Annotated in this window: 11 protein-coding genes and 1 pseudogene; 4 read left to right on the forward strand and 8 right to left on the reverse strand. The window is 71.8% G+C overall.

Annotated elements, in window-relative coordinates; translation table 11 throughout:
* Positions 1-107: 107 nt before the first annotated feature.
* Together ND747_RS14805 and ND747_RS14810 are read left to right on the forward strand one after the other, a co-directional pair.
* Positions 108-1,067, forward strand: a complete 960-nt coding sequence (locus ND747_RS14805; RefSeq protein WP_251734215.1) for a VWA domain-containing protein — start codon at positions 108-110, stop codon at positions 1,065-1,067.
* Positions 1,064-2,152, forward strand: coding sequence for a phytoene/squalene synthase family protein (locus ND747_RS14810; protein WP_251734206.1), 1,089 nt, complete (start codon positions 1,064-1,066; stop codon positions 2,150-2,152). The genes ND747_RS14805 and ND747_RS14810 overlap by 4 nt, the downstream gene beginning before the upstream one ends.
* Here the strand turns inward: ND747_RS14810 and serS are convergent.
* Entirely contained in the window at positions 2,125-3,387 is a 1,263-nt protein-coding gene (gene serS / locus ND747_RS14815; protein WP_251734207.1) for a serine--tRNA ligase, read from the reverse strand. The genes ND747_RS14810 and serS overlap by 28 nt on opposite strands.
* A 325-nt stretch (positions 3,388-3,712) precedes the next feature.
* On the opposite strand from serS, the gene ND747_RS14820 reads away from it, so the two are divergent.
* A complete protein-coding gene (locus ND747_RS14820) occupies positions 3,713-4,558 on the forward strand; it encodes a peptidylprolyl isomerase (RefSeq protein ID WP_251734208.1) in 846 nt (281 codons plus the stop codon).
* A gap of 68 nt (positions 4,559-4,626) precedes the next feature.
* Here ND747_RS14820 and ND747_RS14825 read toward each other — a convergent pair whose 3' ends face one another.
* Positions 4,627-6,489, reverse strand: a complete 1,863-nt coding sequence (locus ND747_RS14825) for a DEAD/DEAH box helicase (RefSeq protein ID WP_251734209.1) — start codon at positions 6,487-6,489, stop codon at positions 4,627-4,629.
* Positions 6,490-6,824: 335 nt separating this feature from the next.
* Between ND747_RS14825 and ND747_RS14830 the strand changes: the two genes are divergently transcribed.
* The gene (locus ND747_RS14830; protein WP_251734210.1) at positions 6,825-8,324 is read left to right on the forward strand and encodes a helix-turn-helix transcriptional regulator; all 1,500 of its coding nucleotides are present in this window, start codon (positions 6,825-6,827) and stop codon (positions 8,322-8,324) included.
* A gap of 80 nt (positions 8,325-8,404) precedes the next feature.
* Here ND747_RS14830 and cutA read toward each other — a convergent pair whose 3' ends face one another.
* From cutA to secD, 6 genes and pseudogenes are all read right to left on the reverse strand, one after another.
* Positions 8,405-8,731, reverse strand: a complete 327-nt coding sequence (gene cutA / locus ND747_RS14835) for a divalent-cation tolerance protein CutA (RefSeq protein WP_251734211.1) — start codon at positions 8,729-8,731, stop codon at positions 8,405-8,407.
* Between the two features lie 765 nt (positions 8,732-9,496).
* Positions 9,497-12,121, reverse strand: a complete 2,625-nt coding sequence (locus ND747_RS14840; RefSeq protein WP_251734212.1) for a RelA/SpoT family protein — start codon at positions 12,119-12,121, stop codon at positions 9,497-9,499.
* Positions 12,122-12,173: 52 nt separating this feature from the next.
* Complete coding sequence (locus tag ND747_RS14845) at positions 12,174-14,891, reverse strand: RelA/SpoT family protein (RefSeq protein WP_308204631.1); 2,718 nt, start codon at positions 14,889-14,891, stop codon at positions 12,174-12,176.
* An 82-nt stretch (positions 14,892-14,973) separates the two neighbouring features.
* Positions 14,974-15,543 (reverse strand): adenine phosphoribosyltransferase, encoded by a 570-nt coding sequence (locus ND747_RS14850; protein WP_251734213.1) that lies wholly within the window; start codon positions 15,541-15,543, stop codon positions 14,974-14,976.
* Between the two features lie 127 nt (positions 15,544-15,670).
* Positions 15,671-16,963, reverse strand: coding sequence for a protein translocase subunit SecF (gene secF / locus ND747_RS14855; protein ID WP_251734214.1), 1,293 nt, complete (start codon positions 16,961-16,963; stop codon positions 15,671-15,673).
* Positions 16,964-16,967: 4 nt separating this feature from the next.
* Positions 16,968-18,478: pseudogene (gene secD, locus ND747_RS14860) on the reverse strand (protein translocase subunit SecD); the annotation flags it as partial.

The following is an 18,478-nucleotide window of genomic DNA, read 5'->3' on the forward strand; positions in this document are numbered from 1 at the left end:
GTTTTGTTTTTAAGCCGCCGGGGGGGGGGGGGGCGGGGGGGGACCGGGCGGGCCCTGTTCGCCCCGGCCACGGTCGCAGCCCCGGCCGCGGCGGTGGTGGGGCGCCGATGAGCTTCCTCGCCGGCCACTGGCTGTGGCTCTATCTGCTGGTCGCGGCGCTGCTCGCGGCCTACGTCGCGGTGTCGCTGCGCCGGCGGGTCTACGCCGCCCGGCTGTCGTCGACCGCCGTGCTCGCCTCGGTCCTGCCCCGTCGACCCGCCTGGTGGCGCCGGCACGTGCCGGCCGCCCTGCTGCTGCTCACCCTGGCGGGACTGGTGTTCTCGCTGGCCCGGCCGGCCCGCGCCGAACGGGTCCCGCGGGAACGGGCGACGATCATGCTGGCAATCGACGTGTCGAACTCGATGGCCGCCACCGACATCGCGCCCACCCGGCTGGAGGCGGCCAAGCAGGGCGCGGTGGCGTTCGTCGACCAGCTGCCGCCGCGGATCAACCTGGGGCTGGTGTCCTTCGCGGGCAGCGCCACCGTGCTGGTGCCCGCGTCCACCGACCGGGAAGCGGTGCGCGCCGGCATCCGCGGGCTGGCACTCGGCCCGGCCACGGCGATCGGCGAGGGCGTGTTCGCCTCGCTGCAGGGCATCACCGCCGCGGGCAAACGGCTCTCCGAAGGCGGACAGAGCCCCCCGCCGGCGGCGATCGTGCTGCTCTCCGACGGCGAGACCACCCGGGGCCGGCCGAACTCCCAGGCCATCGAGGCGGCCCGGCAGGCCCACGTGCCCGTCGACACCATCGCCTACGGCACGCCCGGTGGCACGCTGGACGTCGGCGGTCAGGAGGTACCCGTCCCCGTCAACGAGCAGGCCCTGCACGACATCGCCGACCAGACCGACGGCTCCTACCACCGGGCCGCCACCGGCGACGAGCTGCGCTCGGTCTACCGGGGGCTGGGCAGCTCCATCGGCTACCGCACCGAGTACCGGGAGGTCACCACCTGGTTCCTCGGGCTGTCGGTGGTCCTCGGTTTCGCCGCGGCGGCCACGTCACTGGCCTTCACCTCCCGGCTGCCGTGAACAGCCTCGCCGCCGCCGGCATCACCGATCCGCGGCTGCGGGCGTCCTACGCCCGGGCCCGGGACCTGCACGCCGCGCACGGGCGCACCTACTACCTGGCGACGCTGCTGCTGCCGGCGTGGAAACGCCCGCACGTGCACGCCCTGTACGGCTTCGCCCGGTACGCCGACGACCTCGTCGACGACCTCGGCGCCCAGCTCGGCAACGCCGAGCGGGCCGCGGCCCTGCGGACCTGGGGCGAACGGTTCCTCACCGCGCTGCGCGCCGGAGCGCCCGCCCACGCCGTCGACGCCGGCCCCGGCCAGGCCGCCGGGTCCGGGTCCGGGTCCGGGTCCGGGTCCGGTGACGTGTCGGTGCTACCTGCGACGATCCACACGATCCAACGGTTCGCCCTCGATCCGGACCACTTCGCCGCGTTCCTGACGTCCATGGCCATGGATCTCACCGTCACCGGATACGCGACCTGGGAGGACCTGGTCGGCTACATGTACGGCTCGGCGGCGGTCATCGGCCTGCAGATGGTGCCGCTGCTCGAACCGGTCGACGACAGCGCCCTGCCCTACGCGCGCGACCTGGGGATCGCCTTCCAGCTGGCGAACTTCATCCGCGACGTCGGCGAGGACCTGCGGCGCGGCCGGGTGTACCTGCCGGCGGAGTCGCTGGAGCTGTTCGGCGTCACCCGGGAACGGCTGGCCGCCGGGGTCGTGGACGGGCCGGTGCGCCGCCTGCTCGCGTTCGAGATCAGCCGGGCCCGGGAGCTGTTCCGCTGCGCCGAGCCCGGCATCCGGCTGCTGCACCCCACCTCACGTGACTGCATGCGCACCGCGTTCGTGCTCTACCGCGCCATCCTGGACGAGGTGGAACGCGCCGACTACCGGGTCCTCGACCAGCGGGTCTCGGTCGCGATGCGGCGCCGCCTCGCCGTTGCCGGCCCAGCACTCGTGCGCGCCCACCGCGCCCGCCGCCACGACCCCGGCGGCGATCACGACCCCGGCGGTGGCCACGGCCTCGACGGTGGCCACGGCCTCGGCAGTCGCGGCGCCGGTGGCGGCCGGGTTCAGAGCAGTTCGCGTCCGCCCAGGTAGGGACGTAGCACGCCGGGCACCCGGACACCGGCATCGGCGGTCTGATGGTTTTCCAGCAACGCCGCGAGCAGGCGCGGGGTGGCCACCGCGGTGTTGTTCAGGGTGTGCGCGAAGTGGATGGTGCCGTCGGGGTCGCGGTAGCGCAGGTTCGCCCGACGGGCCTGCCAGTCATGCAGGGTCGAGCAGCTGTGCGTCTCCCGGTAGCGGCCGAGCGACGGGAACCAGGTGTTGATGTCGTTCATCCGGAACTTGCCGACGCCCATGTCACCGGTGGCGCATTCGACCACCTCGTAGCTCAGCTCGAGGTCGGTGAGGATGCGCTCGGCAGTGGCCAGCAGCTGCGCGTGCCAACGGGCCGACTCGGCCTCGTCCGCGGCGCACAGGACGAACTGCTCGACCTTCTCGAACTGGTGCACCCGCAGCAGACCGCGGACGTCCCGGCTGGCGCTGCCGATCTCTCGGCGGAAGGACGCGGAGATGCCGGCGTAGCGCACGGGCAGCTGGCCGGCCTCCAGGATCTCGCCCGCGTGCAGCCCGACGAGGGCGACCTCGGCGGTGCCGGCGAGGAACAGGTCGTCGGCCGGGACCTCGTAGATCTCCTCGCGGCCCTTGGGCAGCATCCCGGTACCGACCAGCGGCTCCTCGCGAACCAGCGCCGGCACCGAGATCGGGGTGAACTCCTGCGTCCGCAGCAGGTCCAGCGCATACGAGTGAATCGCGCGCTCGAGCAGCACCAGATCGCCGACCAGGGCGTAGGCCCGCTCGCCGGCCACCCGGCGGGCCCGGGCGAACTCGGCCCAGCCGCGCCGCTCGGCGAGCTCGACGTGGTCCAGCGGGGCGAAGTCGAACCGCGGCGGGGTGCCGACGGTGCGCAGCACGACGTTGGCCGACTCGTCCGGACCGACCGGCGCACCGGACCAGGGAATGTTCGGCGTGGCGAGCATCAGCTCGGCCAGTCGCGCACCCGTGCGGGCCAGCCGCTCGCGGTTGTCCTTGAGCTGACGGTCGAAGGCCTCCTGCTCGGCGCGCAGCTCGGCGCGGCGGGCCTCGTCGGCCTTCGCGAACTGCTTGGAGCGGCTGCGCCGCTGCGCCTGCGCCTCGTCGACCTCGAACTGGAGCTTGCGGTTCTCCTGGTCGAGCTGGAGCAGTTCGTCGACATCCAGGTCGATGCCCTTGGCCGCGACCGCGTCCCGGACGGCCTGCGGGTTGTCCCGGATGAATCGCTTGTCGAGCATGCGTCGCGTCAGCCCCTGAATGATCACGCCTCGTGGTGGTGCCGCATCGCACCCCCACGGCCACGCTATCAGCCGTCCCTGCGGACGCCCGTCGCCCACGGACAGCCCACGCACAGGCAGGGCCGGCATGCTGGCTGGATCCGGCATCGCGGGTCGGAGCGCCCCGCCACAGCCGACCTGGAACAACAGTTACCGTGTGGAACGGTTACGGTGACGGTGCCCACGCGACGGTGCCCATCGGTGCGTACCGCCCCCGGTGCGGACCGCCCGGCGGGTGCGGGGGCGTCAGAACCGTCAGTCGAAGACATGAGGAGGGCCGGCGACGGTGGCCACCAGTTCGAGGGAACGACGCCAACGCGAGCTCGCCGAGGCCCGGGCCACCCGGCAGGCCCAACGCCGCCGGGAGGCCCAGCGCCGCCGCCAGCAGCGGCTGGCCATCGTGGCCGGCTTCATCGTGGTGGTCGTCGCCGCGTCGTCGATCGCCGCGATCCTGCTCACCAGCAAGGACGACAACGCCACCGCCACGGCGAACCCGGCCGCGACGCCCTCCGCCGCGGCGGCCGTACCGACCAGCAAGGTCGGTGCCTGTGTCTACACGTCCAACGGGGAGACCCCGGCCCGCAACGCCACGCTGCCCAAGGCCGCCGCCAAGGTCGATGCCTCCCCCGCCACCATGGTGATCAACACCAGTGCGGGGACGATGACCGCGACCCTGGATGCCGACAAGGCCCCGTGCACCGTGCACGCGCTGCTCACCCTCGCCGACACGAAGTACTTCGACGACACCACCTGCCACCGCGAGACGGCCGGCACCGAGGCCGGCATCTTCGTCCTGCAGTGTGGTGACCCGACCGGCACCGGCTCCGGCAGTCCCGGCTACGGCTACGCCAACGAGAACACCGCAGGCGTCACCTACGACCGCGGTGTTCTCGCGATGGCGCACAGCTCGCAGCCGAACAGCAACGGCAGCCAGTTCTTCATCAACTACGCCAGCCCGACGAAGCAGGGTGCAGCCGCCCTGGCCGGCGGCTACACCGTCTTCGGGAAGATCACCCAGGGGCTGGACGTGCTGGACAAGCTCACCAAGCCCGGCGTCGAGGGCGGCGGCTCGGACGGCGCCCCCGCCAGCAAGGCGAAGATCCTGTCCATCACCGTCTCCCAGGGCGGCTGACCCCCACCTGGGCCGACGACCCGTCGCGGCGGCCACCACCGCCGTGACGGTCATGGGGCTGGCGGCGCTCAGCTGGCCCAGCGGCGGACGGTGTCGATGCGAGCCTGCAGCTGGGCGGCGGTGGCCTGGCCACTGGGTGGGCCACCGCAGGTGCGGCGCAGCTCGGCGTGGATCATCCCGTGTGGCTTGCCGGTGCGGTGGAAGTGCATGCCGACGAGCCGGTTGAGCTCACGGCGCAGCTCGGCGATGATCTCGTGCTTGGGCCGGGCGGCGCCGTCCTCGTCCGGACCGCCGGTACCCGCGGCCCCGGCCACACCGGGGACCCCGGCCACACCCCCGGCGGACGCGGACGCGGCACCTGTGCGGGCGGCGGGCACGACGGGCTGCGGCTGCGCGGCCGCCTTCGCCGCCTCCTTGCGGGCCGCGGCCTGCTGGGCGGCCTGACGCTGGCGTAGCAGCGTGGCGACCTGGTCGGGTTCGAGCAGTCCGGGCAGGCCGAGGAAGTCCTCCTCCTCGACCGACCCGATTGCGGCGGGCGTGCCGAACTCGCCACCGTCGAAGATGACCCGGTCCAGGTGGGCGGACGAGCCGAGCGCGGTGAACAGGGTGTCGGGCTGGTCGGGGGCGTCGCGGCGGCGGTTGGCCTCGCGCAGCGCGTCGTCGTCGAAGGCGTCGGGATCGCGCGGGGACTTCTCCAGCGCATGGTCGCGCTGGACCTCCATCTCGCCGGCAAGCGCAAGCAGGGACGGCACGCTCGGCAGGAACACCGAGGCCGTCTCGCCCCGGCCACGGCCACGCACGAACCGCCCGACGGCCTGGGCGAAGAACAGCGGGGTGGACGCCGAGGTGGCATACACCCCGACGGCCAGGCGCGGCACGTCCACGCCCTCGCTGACCATCCGCACGGCGACCATCCACCGGTCGGTGGAGCGCCGGAAGTTCTCGATCTTCGAGGACGCGGTGGGGTCGTCGGAGAGGATGACCGCCGGCGACGAGCCGGTGAGCCGGGCGAGGATGCCCGCGTAGGCCCGGGCGGTCGCATGGTCGGTGGCGATGACCAGGCCACCCGCGTCCGGCATGCCGCCGGCGCGGACCTGGGACAGCCGGGTGTCGGCGGCCGCGAGGACGGCCGGCATCCAGTCGCCGCGCGGGTCGAGCGCGGTGCGCCAGGCGGCGGCGGTCTGGTCGTTCGTCAGCGGCTCACCGAGACGGGCGGACAGCTCCGCACCCGCGCTGGTCCGCCAGGACATCTCCCCCGAGTAGGCCAGGAACAGCACCGGGCGCACGACACCGTCGCGCAGCGCGTCGGCATAGCCGTAGGAGGAGTCGGCGACACTGCGCAGCACCCCGTCCGTTCCGGGCAGGTAGGTGACGAACGGGATGGGGTTGACGTCCGACCGAAAGGGCGTTCCGGTCAGGGCGAGCCGGCGGGCGGCCGGGGCGAACGCCTCCCGGACCGCCTCCCCCCACGACAGCGCGTCGCCCGCATGGTGGATCTCGTCCAGGACGATGAGCGTGCGCCGCGCGCCGGTCCGCGCCCGGTGCAGCGCCGGATGGGCCGCGACCTGGGCATAGGTGACGGCGACGCCGGTGTAGTCCGACGACGTGGCGCCGGCGGCGTTACGGAAGTCCGGATCCAGGTCGATGCCGACCTCGGACGCGGCCGCGGCCCACTGCCGCTTGAGGTGCTCGGTGGGCGCGACCACGGTGACCCGGCTGATCTCGCCGGCGGCCAGCAGGTCCGCGGCGATCTGCAGAGCGAAGGTCGTCTTGCCCGCACCCGGCGTCGCGACCGCGAGGAAGTCCCGCGCGCCCGAGGCCGAACGGGAACGGTAGATGTCCAGAGCCGCCTGCTGCCACGCCCGCAGCGGCCGCGCGGGGGCGCCGGATCCGGGCGGTCGAGGTCGGCGGTCGAGGGGTCCGGCTCTCACTCCCTCACTCTAGAAGGCCGGTCCCGTCCGGGCGAAGGCGACGCCCGGCTCGAACGGACCGACCTCCCCCGGACGGCGCGACCTCGCCCACGGCACCCCGGAGCACCGCGCACTCCGACCCGAACGCCCGGTGCTCCGACGCCCGGTGCTCCGACGCCGGACGCCGGCCGACGTGCCACTGTCCGCAGTGCCATCCGAACCGTTCACGGACAACCGGGACCACAGAGACCACACTTCCTTCGTTTCTGGTCCCGGAAGGACCACGGACGGCATGACCGGCATATCTCACTGAGGGTTAAGCTCCAGGAGTCAACCGATTGACTTCGGAGGCCCCGATGCAGCTCACCACCGGTCCTTCGGCGGCGCCCCGGACTTCCGCCACCGGGGCTTCTGTCGACGATGTCACGCCGCCCGGCCGCGGTCCGGCTTCGCGTACGCCGAACGCCCGGCTGCGACTGAGCCGGGAGGAGCGGGGCTGGTCGCAGGAACGGCTTGCCACCGAGATCCGCCGCTTCTCCATGGTGCACGACGGTCGCGAGGCCGGCGTCACCGGAAACATGATCTGCAAGTGGGAGAAGGGCGACAAGAAACCCAGCCTTCGCTATCAGCGGCTGCTGCGCGCCCTGTTCGGCCGGTCGTCGGTGGAACTGGGATTCGTCGACGACGAGGCACTGCCGTCCACCGGCGGCGCGGTGCGGGCGGAATCGGGCCGGGCCGTCGATGTCGCCGGCATGGCGATCGGCGGGGCGACATCGACGCCGGGCTCGGCCGCGGTCCTGCACGGCATAAGTGGTGTGATCGACCCCAACGGCCTGCCGGTGGAACGTCGCGACGTGTTGCGTCTGCTGGCCGCGGCGGGTGGGGTGGCGGTGGTCCCGCTGGGTGCGGGCGCCGACGGGCCGCCCTGGGAACGGCTGTCCGCGGCACTGCGCCGACGCGCCAGCGTCACCCCCGAGCTGGCCGAGGAGCTGGGGCAGCACACCGCGGGCCTGTACGGCCTCGAGGAACGGGTTCCGGCCCGGATGCTGATGCCACGCGTCACCGAGCATCTGGGGCGGCTCACGCAGCTGCTGGAGTCCACCGGCCGCTCGCCGGTGCGCCGCTCGTTGACCTCGACGGCCGGCGAGACCGCGGCGCTGGCCGGCTGGCTGGCCTTCGACAGCAACGACCTGCCGGCGGCGACGGCCTACTACCGGGTTGCGATCGAGGCCGCCCGCGACGCCGACGACCACGGCCTGTGGGCCTGCGTGCTCGGCTACGAGAGCTACCAGACCGCGAGCCAGGGCCGCCACGACCAGGCGTGCGCGCTACTCGGCGAGGCCCAGCGGCGGGCCACCGCCGGCAGCACGGCCATGACCCGCGCCTGGTTGGCTGCCCGGGAGGCCGAAGAGCAGGCGGCCCGCGGGGAGGGCCGGGCGGCGCTGACCGCACTCGACCGGGCCCAGGATGCCTTCGACCGGGGCGAGAGCGACGGCAGCCGGGTCTGGACGCATTTCTTTGACCGGGGCCGACTCGACGGCCTGAAAGTCACCACATATACCAGGCTGCGTCGTCCGGCAGCCGCCTACGCCGCGGCGACCGAAGCGCTGCGAGTGGCCGGGCCCGGGGCCACGAAGAAGCGTTCCCTGCTCCTCAGCGACATCGCCGAGGTGCATATTCAGCGACGTGAGATCGACGCGGCCTGTCACTTCGCCGCCGAATCCCTCGCAATCGTCGCGCAGACCGACTTCTCCCTCGGGCTCGCCCGTGTCCGCCGGGCCCGCGAACACCTGCGCCCCTGGCAGCACACCCAGGTCGTGCGGGACCTCGACGACCAGCTGCGGGCCCTGGTCTGACCCCGGAACCCACCCTCCGGCCCCGATTTCCGTCCCGACCTCGATCTCGACTTCGACCGCGACCCCCGTTTCGGGCCCGATCAACCCGTGGGCGGCGTGGTCTGCTCGCTGATCCAGGTGAGATAGTCGGCGTGCCCGGCGACTATCGGCGTGGCAATGATCTCGGGGTTTTCGTACGGATGCAGGAGGACGAGCCGTTCACGCATCTCGTCGAATCGCTCGGTGGTCGTTTTCGCCAGGCAGATCCATTCCTCCGCCTGCTCGACCTCGCCCCTCCAGCGATAGATGCTGCGCATCGGGCCGAGCACCTGGAAACAGGCGACCAGGCGGGCCTCCACCAGTGCCCGGCCGATACGCTCAGCGCCGTCCAGGGAGTCGATACTGACGACGACCTGCAGGTGACCCATGCGCACTCCCTCTGGAAACGGGGACACGCGGGATACTCTACATCGATGGATCGCCTCGGCCGTTGAATTTTCGGCGTCCCGAAGAGGCGGCCACATTCCGCCCGCCGACATTCCCCCGTAAGCTGCCCGGCAGGATGTCATTCGATACGCCGCGGTTACATCCGGTCCGTACGAAGGCACCTTCCGACATGGAATCGCCACGCTGCGCCCGACTCCGGCCGAACCGTACGGGAACCGGGAGGAAGGTTCTGGCCAGGTAGCCGGACCACCCCGTCCGGGCGTCGGTAGCGACATCACCGTACGTAAGGAAATGGCCCGAACAGGCCCCTCCTTTGAGGTGATCCACTCCCCCGATGGGAGTTGTCCCGCCAAGCCCAGAACCACCCCCACCGCCCGCCACCCACTTGCCCCGCCACTCATCTGTCGCGCCTTCGCCCGCCGCCCCCGTCCCGAGCACCCGTCGCCCAGGGCTAACCCGCCACCGCGGACCCAACCACCAGGCTGCCCACTTTCCGCAACCAAGATGCGCCCTATCCACACAGAAAGTAACTCGCCCCTCGCCGCAACCCCGCCCCGCAGCCGGCCCCAGGCAAGATCCGCCTACCCGGTTCGTCCATGCTCGACGGACGGCGGGCCCGCATGGACAAGCCAGCAGGATCGGCATACGGGCCCGCGCAGGCACCCGGACGCACGGACGTCGTCAGGCAGGTGGGCGGCACCAGCCGGCAGATCTGCGCTGGCGGGCGGGCAGCACCGACGGACGGGTCAGGGGCGCTGACCGGCGGTCGGTCCAGACCCGCGCGGGGCTGTGGGCGTCGGGGCCGTGGGCGTCGAGGCCGTGGCTGCGGGCTGCGGGCCGCGGATGGTGTCCTGGCGAGGTGCGCGCGGCGGGGCCTGGGTCTGACAGGCTCGGTAGCAGTCGTAGACGCCGCCGACACGGCGGACCGCGGCGAGCACCCGGTCGAGCTGTTCGAGTCCGGTGACCTCGAGGGTGAAGCGGGCGTGGGCGACCCGGTCGTCCGAGGTGGTGGTGGAGGCTGCTCGGACCGATACCGACGTCTCGGACAGGATCTCGGTGATGTCGGCCAGCAGGCCGTAGCGGTCGAACGCCTCAACGGCGATCTCCGCCGGGAAGATCGTGACCTGCGGCATGGACCAGGTCACCACCGGGACCCGCTCGCGCTCGGCGGACACCTCGGCCACGTTCGCGCACTCCCGACGGTGCAGAGCCGCGGCATTTCCGTGGGTGGTGAGGCCGACGACGGCGTCGCCGGGCAGCGGCAGACAACATCGCGCCAGTCGGATCGGCATGCGGGTACCGGTACCGTCATCGGCGACGGCGGATGGGTTGCTCCCGCCTGTGCGACGTCCGGCGGGTCGTTCGACGGCGGCGCTGCGCTCCCGGTGGACCGCATCACGCACAGCGTCGGCCGCAGGCGAACCCACCGCGATCGTGGCCGATGCCACCTCCGCGGCGCTGCCGGCCGTCCCGTTGGCACCAGAGCTCGTCCCGTGGGCCCGGGCGGGCGTTCCCTGGACGCCGGGGTTCGTCCCGACAGCACCGGTGGTTGTCCCGAAGGGACGCGGAGAGTTCGCGGTCGTCCCGAGCCCACCGGGGGCCGTGACCTGGGTGGCCGTCGTCGCCGGAGGGGTCCCGGTACTCGCGGCCGGCCAGCTCGGCCCGCCGGAACCGTTCGACGGCGCCGTTGCGGTCGCCGCCGCCGAGCGAGCGGACGCGGCCGGCGCGGACGAACCGGTCAAGGAGGTCGAGCCGGTCGGGGGCGTGCGGCGAGCTCGGGCCAGGTGGCGACGGATGCGGACCCGGGCCCGGGAGGTCCGGACGAAACGGAGCCAGTCCTCCGAGGGGCCGGCGCCGGGGAGGTTGGAGGTGAGGATCTCGACGACGTCGCCGTTGCGCAGCCGGGTGTGCAACGGGACGAGCCGGCCGTTGACCCGGGCGCCGATCGCGCGGTGGCCGATGTCGGTGTGTACCGCGTAGGCGACGTCCACCGGTGAGGAGCGGGCCGGCAGTGCGATCATCCTGCCCTTGGGGGTGAAGGCGAGCACCTCGTCGGATTCCAGGTCCGAGGACAGTGACTCGAGGAACTCGTCGGAGTCGACGGTGTCCTCCTGCCAGTCCAGCAGGCTGTGCAGCCAGGACAGGCCTTCCAGGCGGGCCCCGGCGGCGCCGGCGCCGACCGGGCGGGCGATGATGCCCGTCTCGGCCAGCTGGTGCATGGACGGGGTGCGGATCTGGATGTCGATGCTGCGACCACTGTCATCGACGACGGTGGTGTGCAGCGACTGGTACATGTTGAACTTCGGGGTGGCGACGAAGTCGCGCAGCCGGCCCGGTACCGGGCGCCACAGTGCGTGGATCACACCAAGCGCCGCATAGCAGTCGGTGATCTCCTCGACGAGGACGAGCACCCGGACGATGTCGGTGTAGTCCCGCGGGGCCCGGGCCCGTTCCTGCGCCCGCTTGTAGATGGAGAACAGGTGGCTGGCACGGATGGCCACCTCGCCGTCGATCCGGGCTGAGGCGAGGCCGGCCTGCAGCCGCGACACCATCTCCCGCACGGTGCCGCTGGACTGCTCGGCGGCGGTGAACTCGTCGACGACCGCGGCGATGCGGGCGTGCTCGGCGGGATGCAGCACGGCGAACGCTCGGTCCTCGAGCTCGCGCTTGATGACGCTGACGCCGAGCCGGTGGGCCAGCGGCGCGAGGATCTCCAGTGTCACCCGGGAGATCTTCTGCTGCTTGGCCGGGGACATGAAGTCAAGGGTGCGCATGTTGTGCAGCCGGTCGGCGATCTTGATGACCAGCACCCGGTAGTCCCGGGCCAGCGCGACGATGAGCTTGCGCAGCGTCTCGGCCTCGGCGGCCTCCCCGAAGCGCATCTTGTCCAGTTTCGTGACGCCGTCGACGAGGTTGGCCACCTCACCGCCGAACTCGTCGGTGACCGAGCCCAGCGTGTAGCCGGTGTCCTCGACGGTGTCGTGCAGCAGCGCAGCGATCAGCGTCGTCGTGTCGACGCCGAGCTCCGCCAGCTCCGCGGTGACCGCCAGCGGGTGGCTGATGTACGGGTCGCCGCTGCGCCGCATCTGGCCGGCGTGCAGCTGCTCGGCGACCCCGAAGGCGTGCACGAGCGCCGCGATGTCGGCGCGGGGATGGTAGTCGCGATGGGCCTCGACGATGTCGCGCAGCTCGGGGGGGACCTGCGACATCCGCGGTGCCGCCATCCGCCGGGCCAGGTGGGCGAGGCGGACGCTGGCCTGGCGGGCCGCCGACAGCGCCCGGGAGGCGTCGTCGGCCGCCTCGGATCTGGCCAGTGCCGGGGACAGCCCGCCACCGGCCGGAAGGCCGGCACCTACCGTCTCTGCATCCACGGCGCCCCCTTGGGTCTGGCCAGGCCGGGGCTTCGCCAGGCCTGGGTCTCGGCTAGGCCTGTACGCCCGAGGTGACGCGGAAACAGTCGTAGACCCCGTCCAGGGACCGGACCGCGCTCAGGATGTTCCCGAGATGCTTCGCGTCGCCCATCTCAAAGGTGAAACGGCTGACCGCAACTCGGTCACGGGTCGTGGTGACCGAGGCGGACAGAATGTTGACGTGCCGGTTGGACAGCACCCGGGTCACGTCCGAGAGCAGTTTGGTGCGGTCCTGCGCCTCGACCTGGATGACGGCGAGGAACACCGAACCCGAGGACGGTGCCCACGCCACCTCGACCAGGCGGTCGTGCGGGCCGCCGCGCAGGCCGGTGAGGTTGACGCAGTCGCTGCGGTGCACCGACACGCCCTTGCCGCGGGTGACGAAACCGGCGATGTCGTCCCCGGGCATGGGGGCACAGCACCGGGCGAGTTTCGTCCACACGTCGGGTGCACCGGTCACCAGCACGCTCGGTTCCGCGCCGGAGCGGCGCAGCGTACGGATCGGGAGCTCGGTTTCGCCGACGTCCTCCTCGGCCCCCTCCGGCCCGCCGAGGGTCGTCAGCAGCCGGCTGACGACGGACGCCGCGCTCAGGTGGTTCTCCCCCACCGCCGCGTACAGCGCGGCGACATCCGGGTAACGGATGTCCTTGGCGAGGCCGAGCAGCGCGTCCCCACTCATCAGCCGGGACAGCGGCAGGCCGTGGCGGCGCATGGCCCGGCCGATCGCGTCGCGACCGGCGACGATCGCGTCCTCGCGCCGTTCCCGGGCGTGCCACTGGCGGATCTTCGCCCGGGCCCGGGACGAGCGGACGAACATCAGCCAGTCCTCGCTGGGACCCGCCGACGGTGCCCGCGAGGTGAAGACCTCGACCGTGTCACCGTTGTCGAGCTGGGTGTCGAGGGTCGCGATCCGGCCGTTGATCCGCGCGCCGACGCAGTGATGGCCGACGTCGGTGTGCACCGCGTAGGCGAAGTCGACCGAGGTCGACCCGACCGGCAGCGGGATGACGTCGCCCTTCGGGGTGAACACGAACACCTCGTCGGCCTCCGCCGCGAAGCGCAGGCTGTCAAGGAACTCGCCGGGGTCGGCCGTCTCGCGCTGCCAGTCGAGCACCTGCCGCAGCCAGCTCATCAGGTCCGGTTCGGCGCCACCACGACGTCGCCCGGGGCGGGGGGTGACCGACGTGCGGACGGCGACCCCGTCCTCCTTGTACTTCCAGTGCGCGGCGATGCCGTACTCGGCCCGGTTGTGCATGGCGTGCGTGCGGATCTGCAGCTCTACGGGCTTGCCCTCCGGGCCGATGACCGTCGTGTGCAGCGACTGGTACATGTTGAACTTCGGCATCGCGATGTAGTCCTTGAACCGGCCCGGAATCGGCTTCCAGTTCGCATGGATATTACCGAGTGTGGCATAGCAGTCGCGTACAGAGTCGACCAGGACGCGGATGCCGACCAGATCGTAGATGTCGTCGAACGACCGGCCCCGAACCACCATCTTCTGGTAGATCGAGTAGTAGTGCTTTGGTCGGCCGGAGACGACGGCCTTGATCCGCGAATCCCGCAGGCCGGTCTGCACCTGGCCGATCACGTCGGCGAGGTAGACGTCCCGGCTTGGCGCCCGGTCGGCGACCAGACGGACGATCTCGTCGTAGCGCTTGGGGTACAGCGCGGCGAAGGAGAGGTCCTCCAGCTCCCACTTCAGCGAGTTCATCCCGAGCCGGTGGGCCAGCGGCGCATACACCTCGAGCGTCTCGCGGGCCTTGCGCTCCTGCTTGTGTTCGGGCAGGAACCGCAGGGTACGCATGTTGTGCAGCCGGTCGGCGAGCTTGACCACCAGCGCCCGTGGATCGCGCGCCATGGCGACGACCATCCGGCGGATGGTCTCCGCCTGCGCCGCCTCCCCGACCTTCACGCGGTTGAGTTTGCTGACCGCGTCGACGATCAGCGCGATCTGGTCCCCGAAGGTCTCCCGGATCACGTCGACGGTCAGTGACGTTTCCTCCAGCGTGTCGTGCAGGAGGGCCGCGGACAGCGTCGGAGTGTCCATCCCGAGGTCGGCGAGGATGCCCGCGACCGCGATGGGATGGCTGATGTAGGGATGGCCGGAGAAGCGCACCTGGCCGGCATGGGCGGCGTCGGCCACCTCGAAGGCCCGCTGCACCTGGGCGATGTCGGCCCGCGGGTGGTTGGCGAGCAGCCCGCGCAGCACCGGGTCCAGTGCGGACGACGGAGTGGCCCGGTGGGTGGACAGCCGGGAGAGCCGGCCGCGCACCCGGCGCGGCAACGGCGGCGACTCGTGCCCGAGCCGGGGGATGACCGGCGAGGTCTGCGATCCGTCGGCCGATCCGGTCGTCTCCGCCTCGGACGGGCCGGAGCCATCCCGGGCCTGGCCGTCGTGCGCCCGCTCCGCCGGCGACGAGCCGGCCGCATCCCAGCTCACGGGCTCACGGGCCGCGGCCTCCCGGCCCACGGGTTCGCAGCCAGCGGAGGCACTGCCAGCAGGCTCGCGACCAGCCGGCTCGCGACCAGCCGGCTCGCGACCAGCCGGCCCGCGACCGGTCGGCTCACGCCGCGTCGGCTCGGGGCCCGGTGGTTCGCGACTCACCGCCCCGGGACCGGCCGGCTCGCGGCCGGTCCCGGGGCGCGCCGCAGCGGCCGCCGGCCTCGGCTCCCGGGTAGGGGCCGAGGCGGACGCCGACGCTCCGGTGGTCACCGGCGCTGCCTCAGGCACGGGCCGCTCCTGGTTAGGGACTGGATACCGAGCCTAACCCCGTGGCGAGCTCATGCCTTCCGCAGACTCACGCCCACTTAGGTCAAATCATCAGAAGTGGGACAATATCCAGTGGTGCGACCCGCGCGCGGCCCGGCAGAAACGACAGTTCCATCAGCACCGCGAGCCCGACCACGTCGGCACCGCACCCGGTGAGCAGGCCGTGCGCGGCGGCGGCCGTGCCCCCGGTGGCGAGCACGTCGTCCACCAGCAGCACCCGCTCGCCGGCAGGCACCGCGTCGGCATGTATCTCGATGGTGGCGGTGCCGTACTCCAGGTCGTAGGTCGCGCTGCGGGTCGGCCCGGGCAGCTTGCCCTGCTTACGGATCGGCACCAAGGCGGCACCGATCCGGTCGGCCACCGGGGCGGCCAGCAGAAAACCACGGGCCTCGATACCCGCGATCGTTGTCGCACCCAGTTCCCGCGCGATGTCCGCGAATGCTCCGATCACCACGCCGAACGCGGTGGGTGACGACAGCAGCGGGGTGATGTCCTTGAACACGACGCCGGGCTGCGGCCAGTCCGGGATGTCCCGGATGTGGCTACGCAGCACGTCGGCGGCCGCGTCGTTCGTGGCGGACCGCTGGGGGACCGCCTCGCCGATGCCTGTCATCGTTGTGTTCATCCCACTTTCGGGTTAGTCCGCTGCCTGTTCCAGACGGCCCGGCACAGCCGGCGCCGCACGCGGGACCCGCCCGGCTCCTCGGAGTCCTTCCGGCAGACGTTCCTACCGTTGTTTCCTACCGTCGTTTCTTACCGCTCGGCCGCCCTCGTCGCCCGGGTCTACGCTGCCCGGCGCGTCGGGGGGCTGCGCCCGGCAGCGGCCGACGGGACTCACCGCCGAGGTTTACGCCGGCAGGCACCGGTTCCCCTCGTCCGCCGGTTGGCCGCCCGTCGGCCGGCACCGAACTCCGCAGGCCACCGGGACCGTCCGGATCATCCGCGTCATCGACATCGTCGATGCCCCGGGTGCCCGCCAGATCACGCGAACCGCGGCCGGCCCGCACCGACCCGGCGCCAGCTCCGGCCGAGGTCGACGAAGCGTCGCCGGCGGCGGATCGGGCCCGTCGCGCCCGGTCGCGGCTGACCCGGGCATCAAGGGCCACCACGGCGGGCTCGGACCGCTTGAAGTCGACCAGCAGCGGGGTGGCGACGAACAGCGACGAGTAGGTGCCCGACGCGATACCGACGAACTGGGCGAGCGCAAGGTCCTTCAGCGTGCCGGCCCCAAGCAGCCCGGCGCCGACGAACAGCAGCGACGCCACCGGGATCAGGGCGATCAACGAGGTGTTCAGCGAACGGACCAGCGTCTCGTTGAGGGCGTCGTTCGTCGCCTCGGCGTAGGTGCGCCGGGTGGACGTGGCCATTCCCGCCGTGTTCTCCCGCACCCGGTCGAACACCACCACCGTGTCATAGAGGGAGAAGCCGAGAATCGTCAGCACGGCAATGACCGTGGACGGAGTCACCTCGAACCCGACCAGCGAGTAGATGCCCATCGTGACGACGAGGTCGTGCACCAGCGCGGCCATGGCCGCCATGGCCATCTTCCACTCGAACCGCACCGACAGGTAGATCACGACAAGGACGAGGAAGACGATCAGGCCCTGGATCGCCTTCTTGGTGATCGTCGAACCCCAGGACGAGCCCACGGTCGACACGGCGATGTTGCGGTCCGGATCGGAGATCGAGAACCGCTTCGCCAGTGCGCCGGTGACCTGCTCGGTCTGCTGGTCGGTGAGTGTCCGGGTCTGCACCCGGAACTGGTGGGACGTCTCGAGCTGCTGGATCACGCTGTCGGACGGGTCGAGCCCCGCGCTCGAGAGCGTCTCCTTGACCTGCTCCACGGTGCCACCGTTGCTCGGTAGCTGGAACACCGCGCCGCCGGAGAACTCGATGCCGAGGCTGAACCCCCGCACGATCATGCTGATGATGCAGACGGCAAGGACGACGCCGGACACCGTGTACCAGGCCCGACGGCGGCCGACGAAGTCCGCGTGGAAGTCGCTGCGGTAGATCCGCGCGAGCAGTGCCATCGTCTCAGCTCTCCCGCTTCTGCCCGGCCGGCGCCGGCCGCTTGGCGAGCCGCGCCCGAGTGGTGGTCACTGGGACCGCACCGGCCCGTCCACCGATCATCTTTGGACTCAGTCCGGAGAAGCGGCTGACGGAGAACAGTCTGCGCCGCACCAGCAGTGCCACCAACGGCCGGGTGAAGATGAACATGATCAGTACGTCGCTCAGGGTGGACAGACCCAGAGTGAAGGCGAATCCGCGCACCGAGCCGATCGACAGGATGTACAGCACCGCGGCGGCGAGGAACGACACGGTGTCGGCGGCGAGCATCGTACGCCGCGCAGCTGGCCAGGCCCGGTCGGCGGCCACCCGAACCGTCCGACCGGCCTGCACCTCGTCCTTGATCCGCTCGAAGTAGACGACGAACGAGTCCGCGGTGACACCGATCGACACGATCAGACCGGCGATGCCCGCCAGCGTCAGGGTGAACCCGATCGCGCTGCCGAGCAGCACCACCGACGCGTAGATGATCCCACCGCTGACCGCCAGCGACGCCACCACGACGATGCCCATCGCCCGGTAGTACAGGAACGAGTAGATGACGACGAGCAGCAGCCCGAGTGCACCGGCGAGCAGGCCACCGTGCAGCGAGTCGCGCCCCAGGGTCGGCGAGATCGACTCGGCCTGGGACCGTTCGAACGCCAGCGGCAGCGCGCCGTAGCGCAGCACGTTGGCCAGATCGTTGGCGTCGGACTGGTTGAAGGATCCGGAGATCTGGGCCGTGCCGGCGATGCGTTCGTTGGTCTGCGGCGCCGACTGGACGACGCCGTCGAGCACGATGGCGACCTGCTTGCCGATCGTCTGCTCGGTCAGGCGGGTGAACTTGCCTTGGCCGGAACCGGTGAACTCGACGTTCACCACCCACTGCCCGGTGTTGATCGACGTGGAGCCACCGCCGCCCTGCAGGCCGGCGGACGCCGTCTTCACGTCCGTGCCGACCACGGACGCCGGCATCAGCAGGTATTTCGTGGTGCCGTTGCGGTCACAGGCCACAATCCAGTCCTGCGCCTTGTCAGTGCTCGCCGCAGACCGGCGCACATCACTGGGCGCGCAGGTCAGCGCGGTGTACTGGGCCACCACGTTGGCCGGCGGGGTGGGTCCGGCAGCGGTCGCATCGGTGGGTTGGGTCGGCGTGGGCGACGCCGATGGGACCGGGGACGCCGACGGGACCGGGGACGCCGATGCGCCCGGAGCTGTCGACGCGGCCGGCGCCGAGGAGGCTGCGGGTGCCACCGAGGTCTCGGGAGCGGTGGAGGCGGCCGGCGCGGCGATCACGGTCGAACCGGACCGCGTGGAGTAGGACACCGCCTGTACCGAAAGCCCCGTGCTTTCGCCCGGTTCGCCGAGAGCCGCCGGGCGCTGGGTGGCCCCCCCCCCCGCCCCCGGGCCCCCCCCCCCCCCACGACCGCGGGTCCCGCCCCGTCGGCCGCATCCGTCCCGTCGACCGGTTGCCCGGGGCTGGTCGGCTCGCCGAGGAG

This window comes from Frankia sp. R82, assembly GCF_023716925.1.
Classification (GTDB): Bacteria; Actinomycetota; Actinomycetes; order Frankiales; family Frankiaceae; genus Frankia.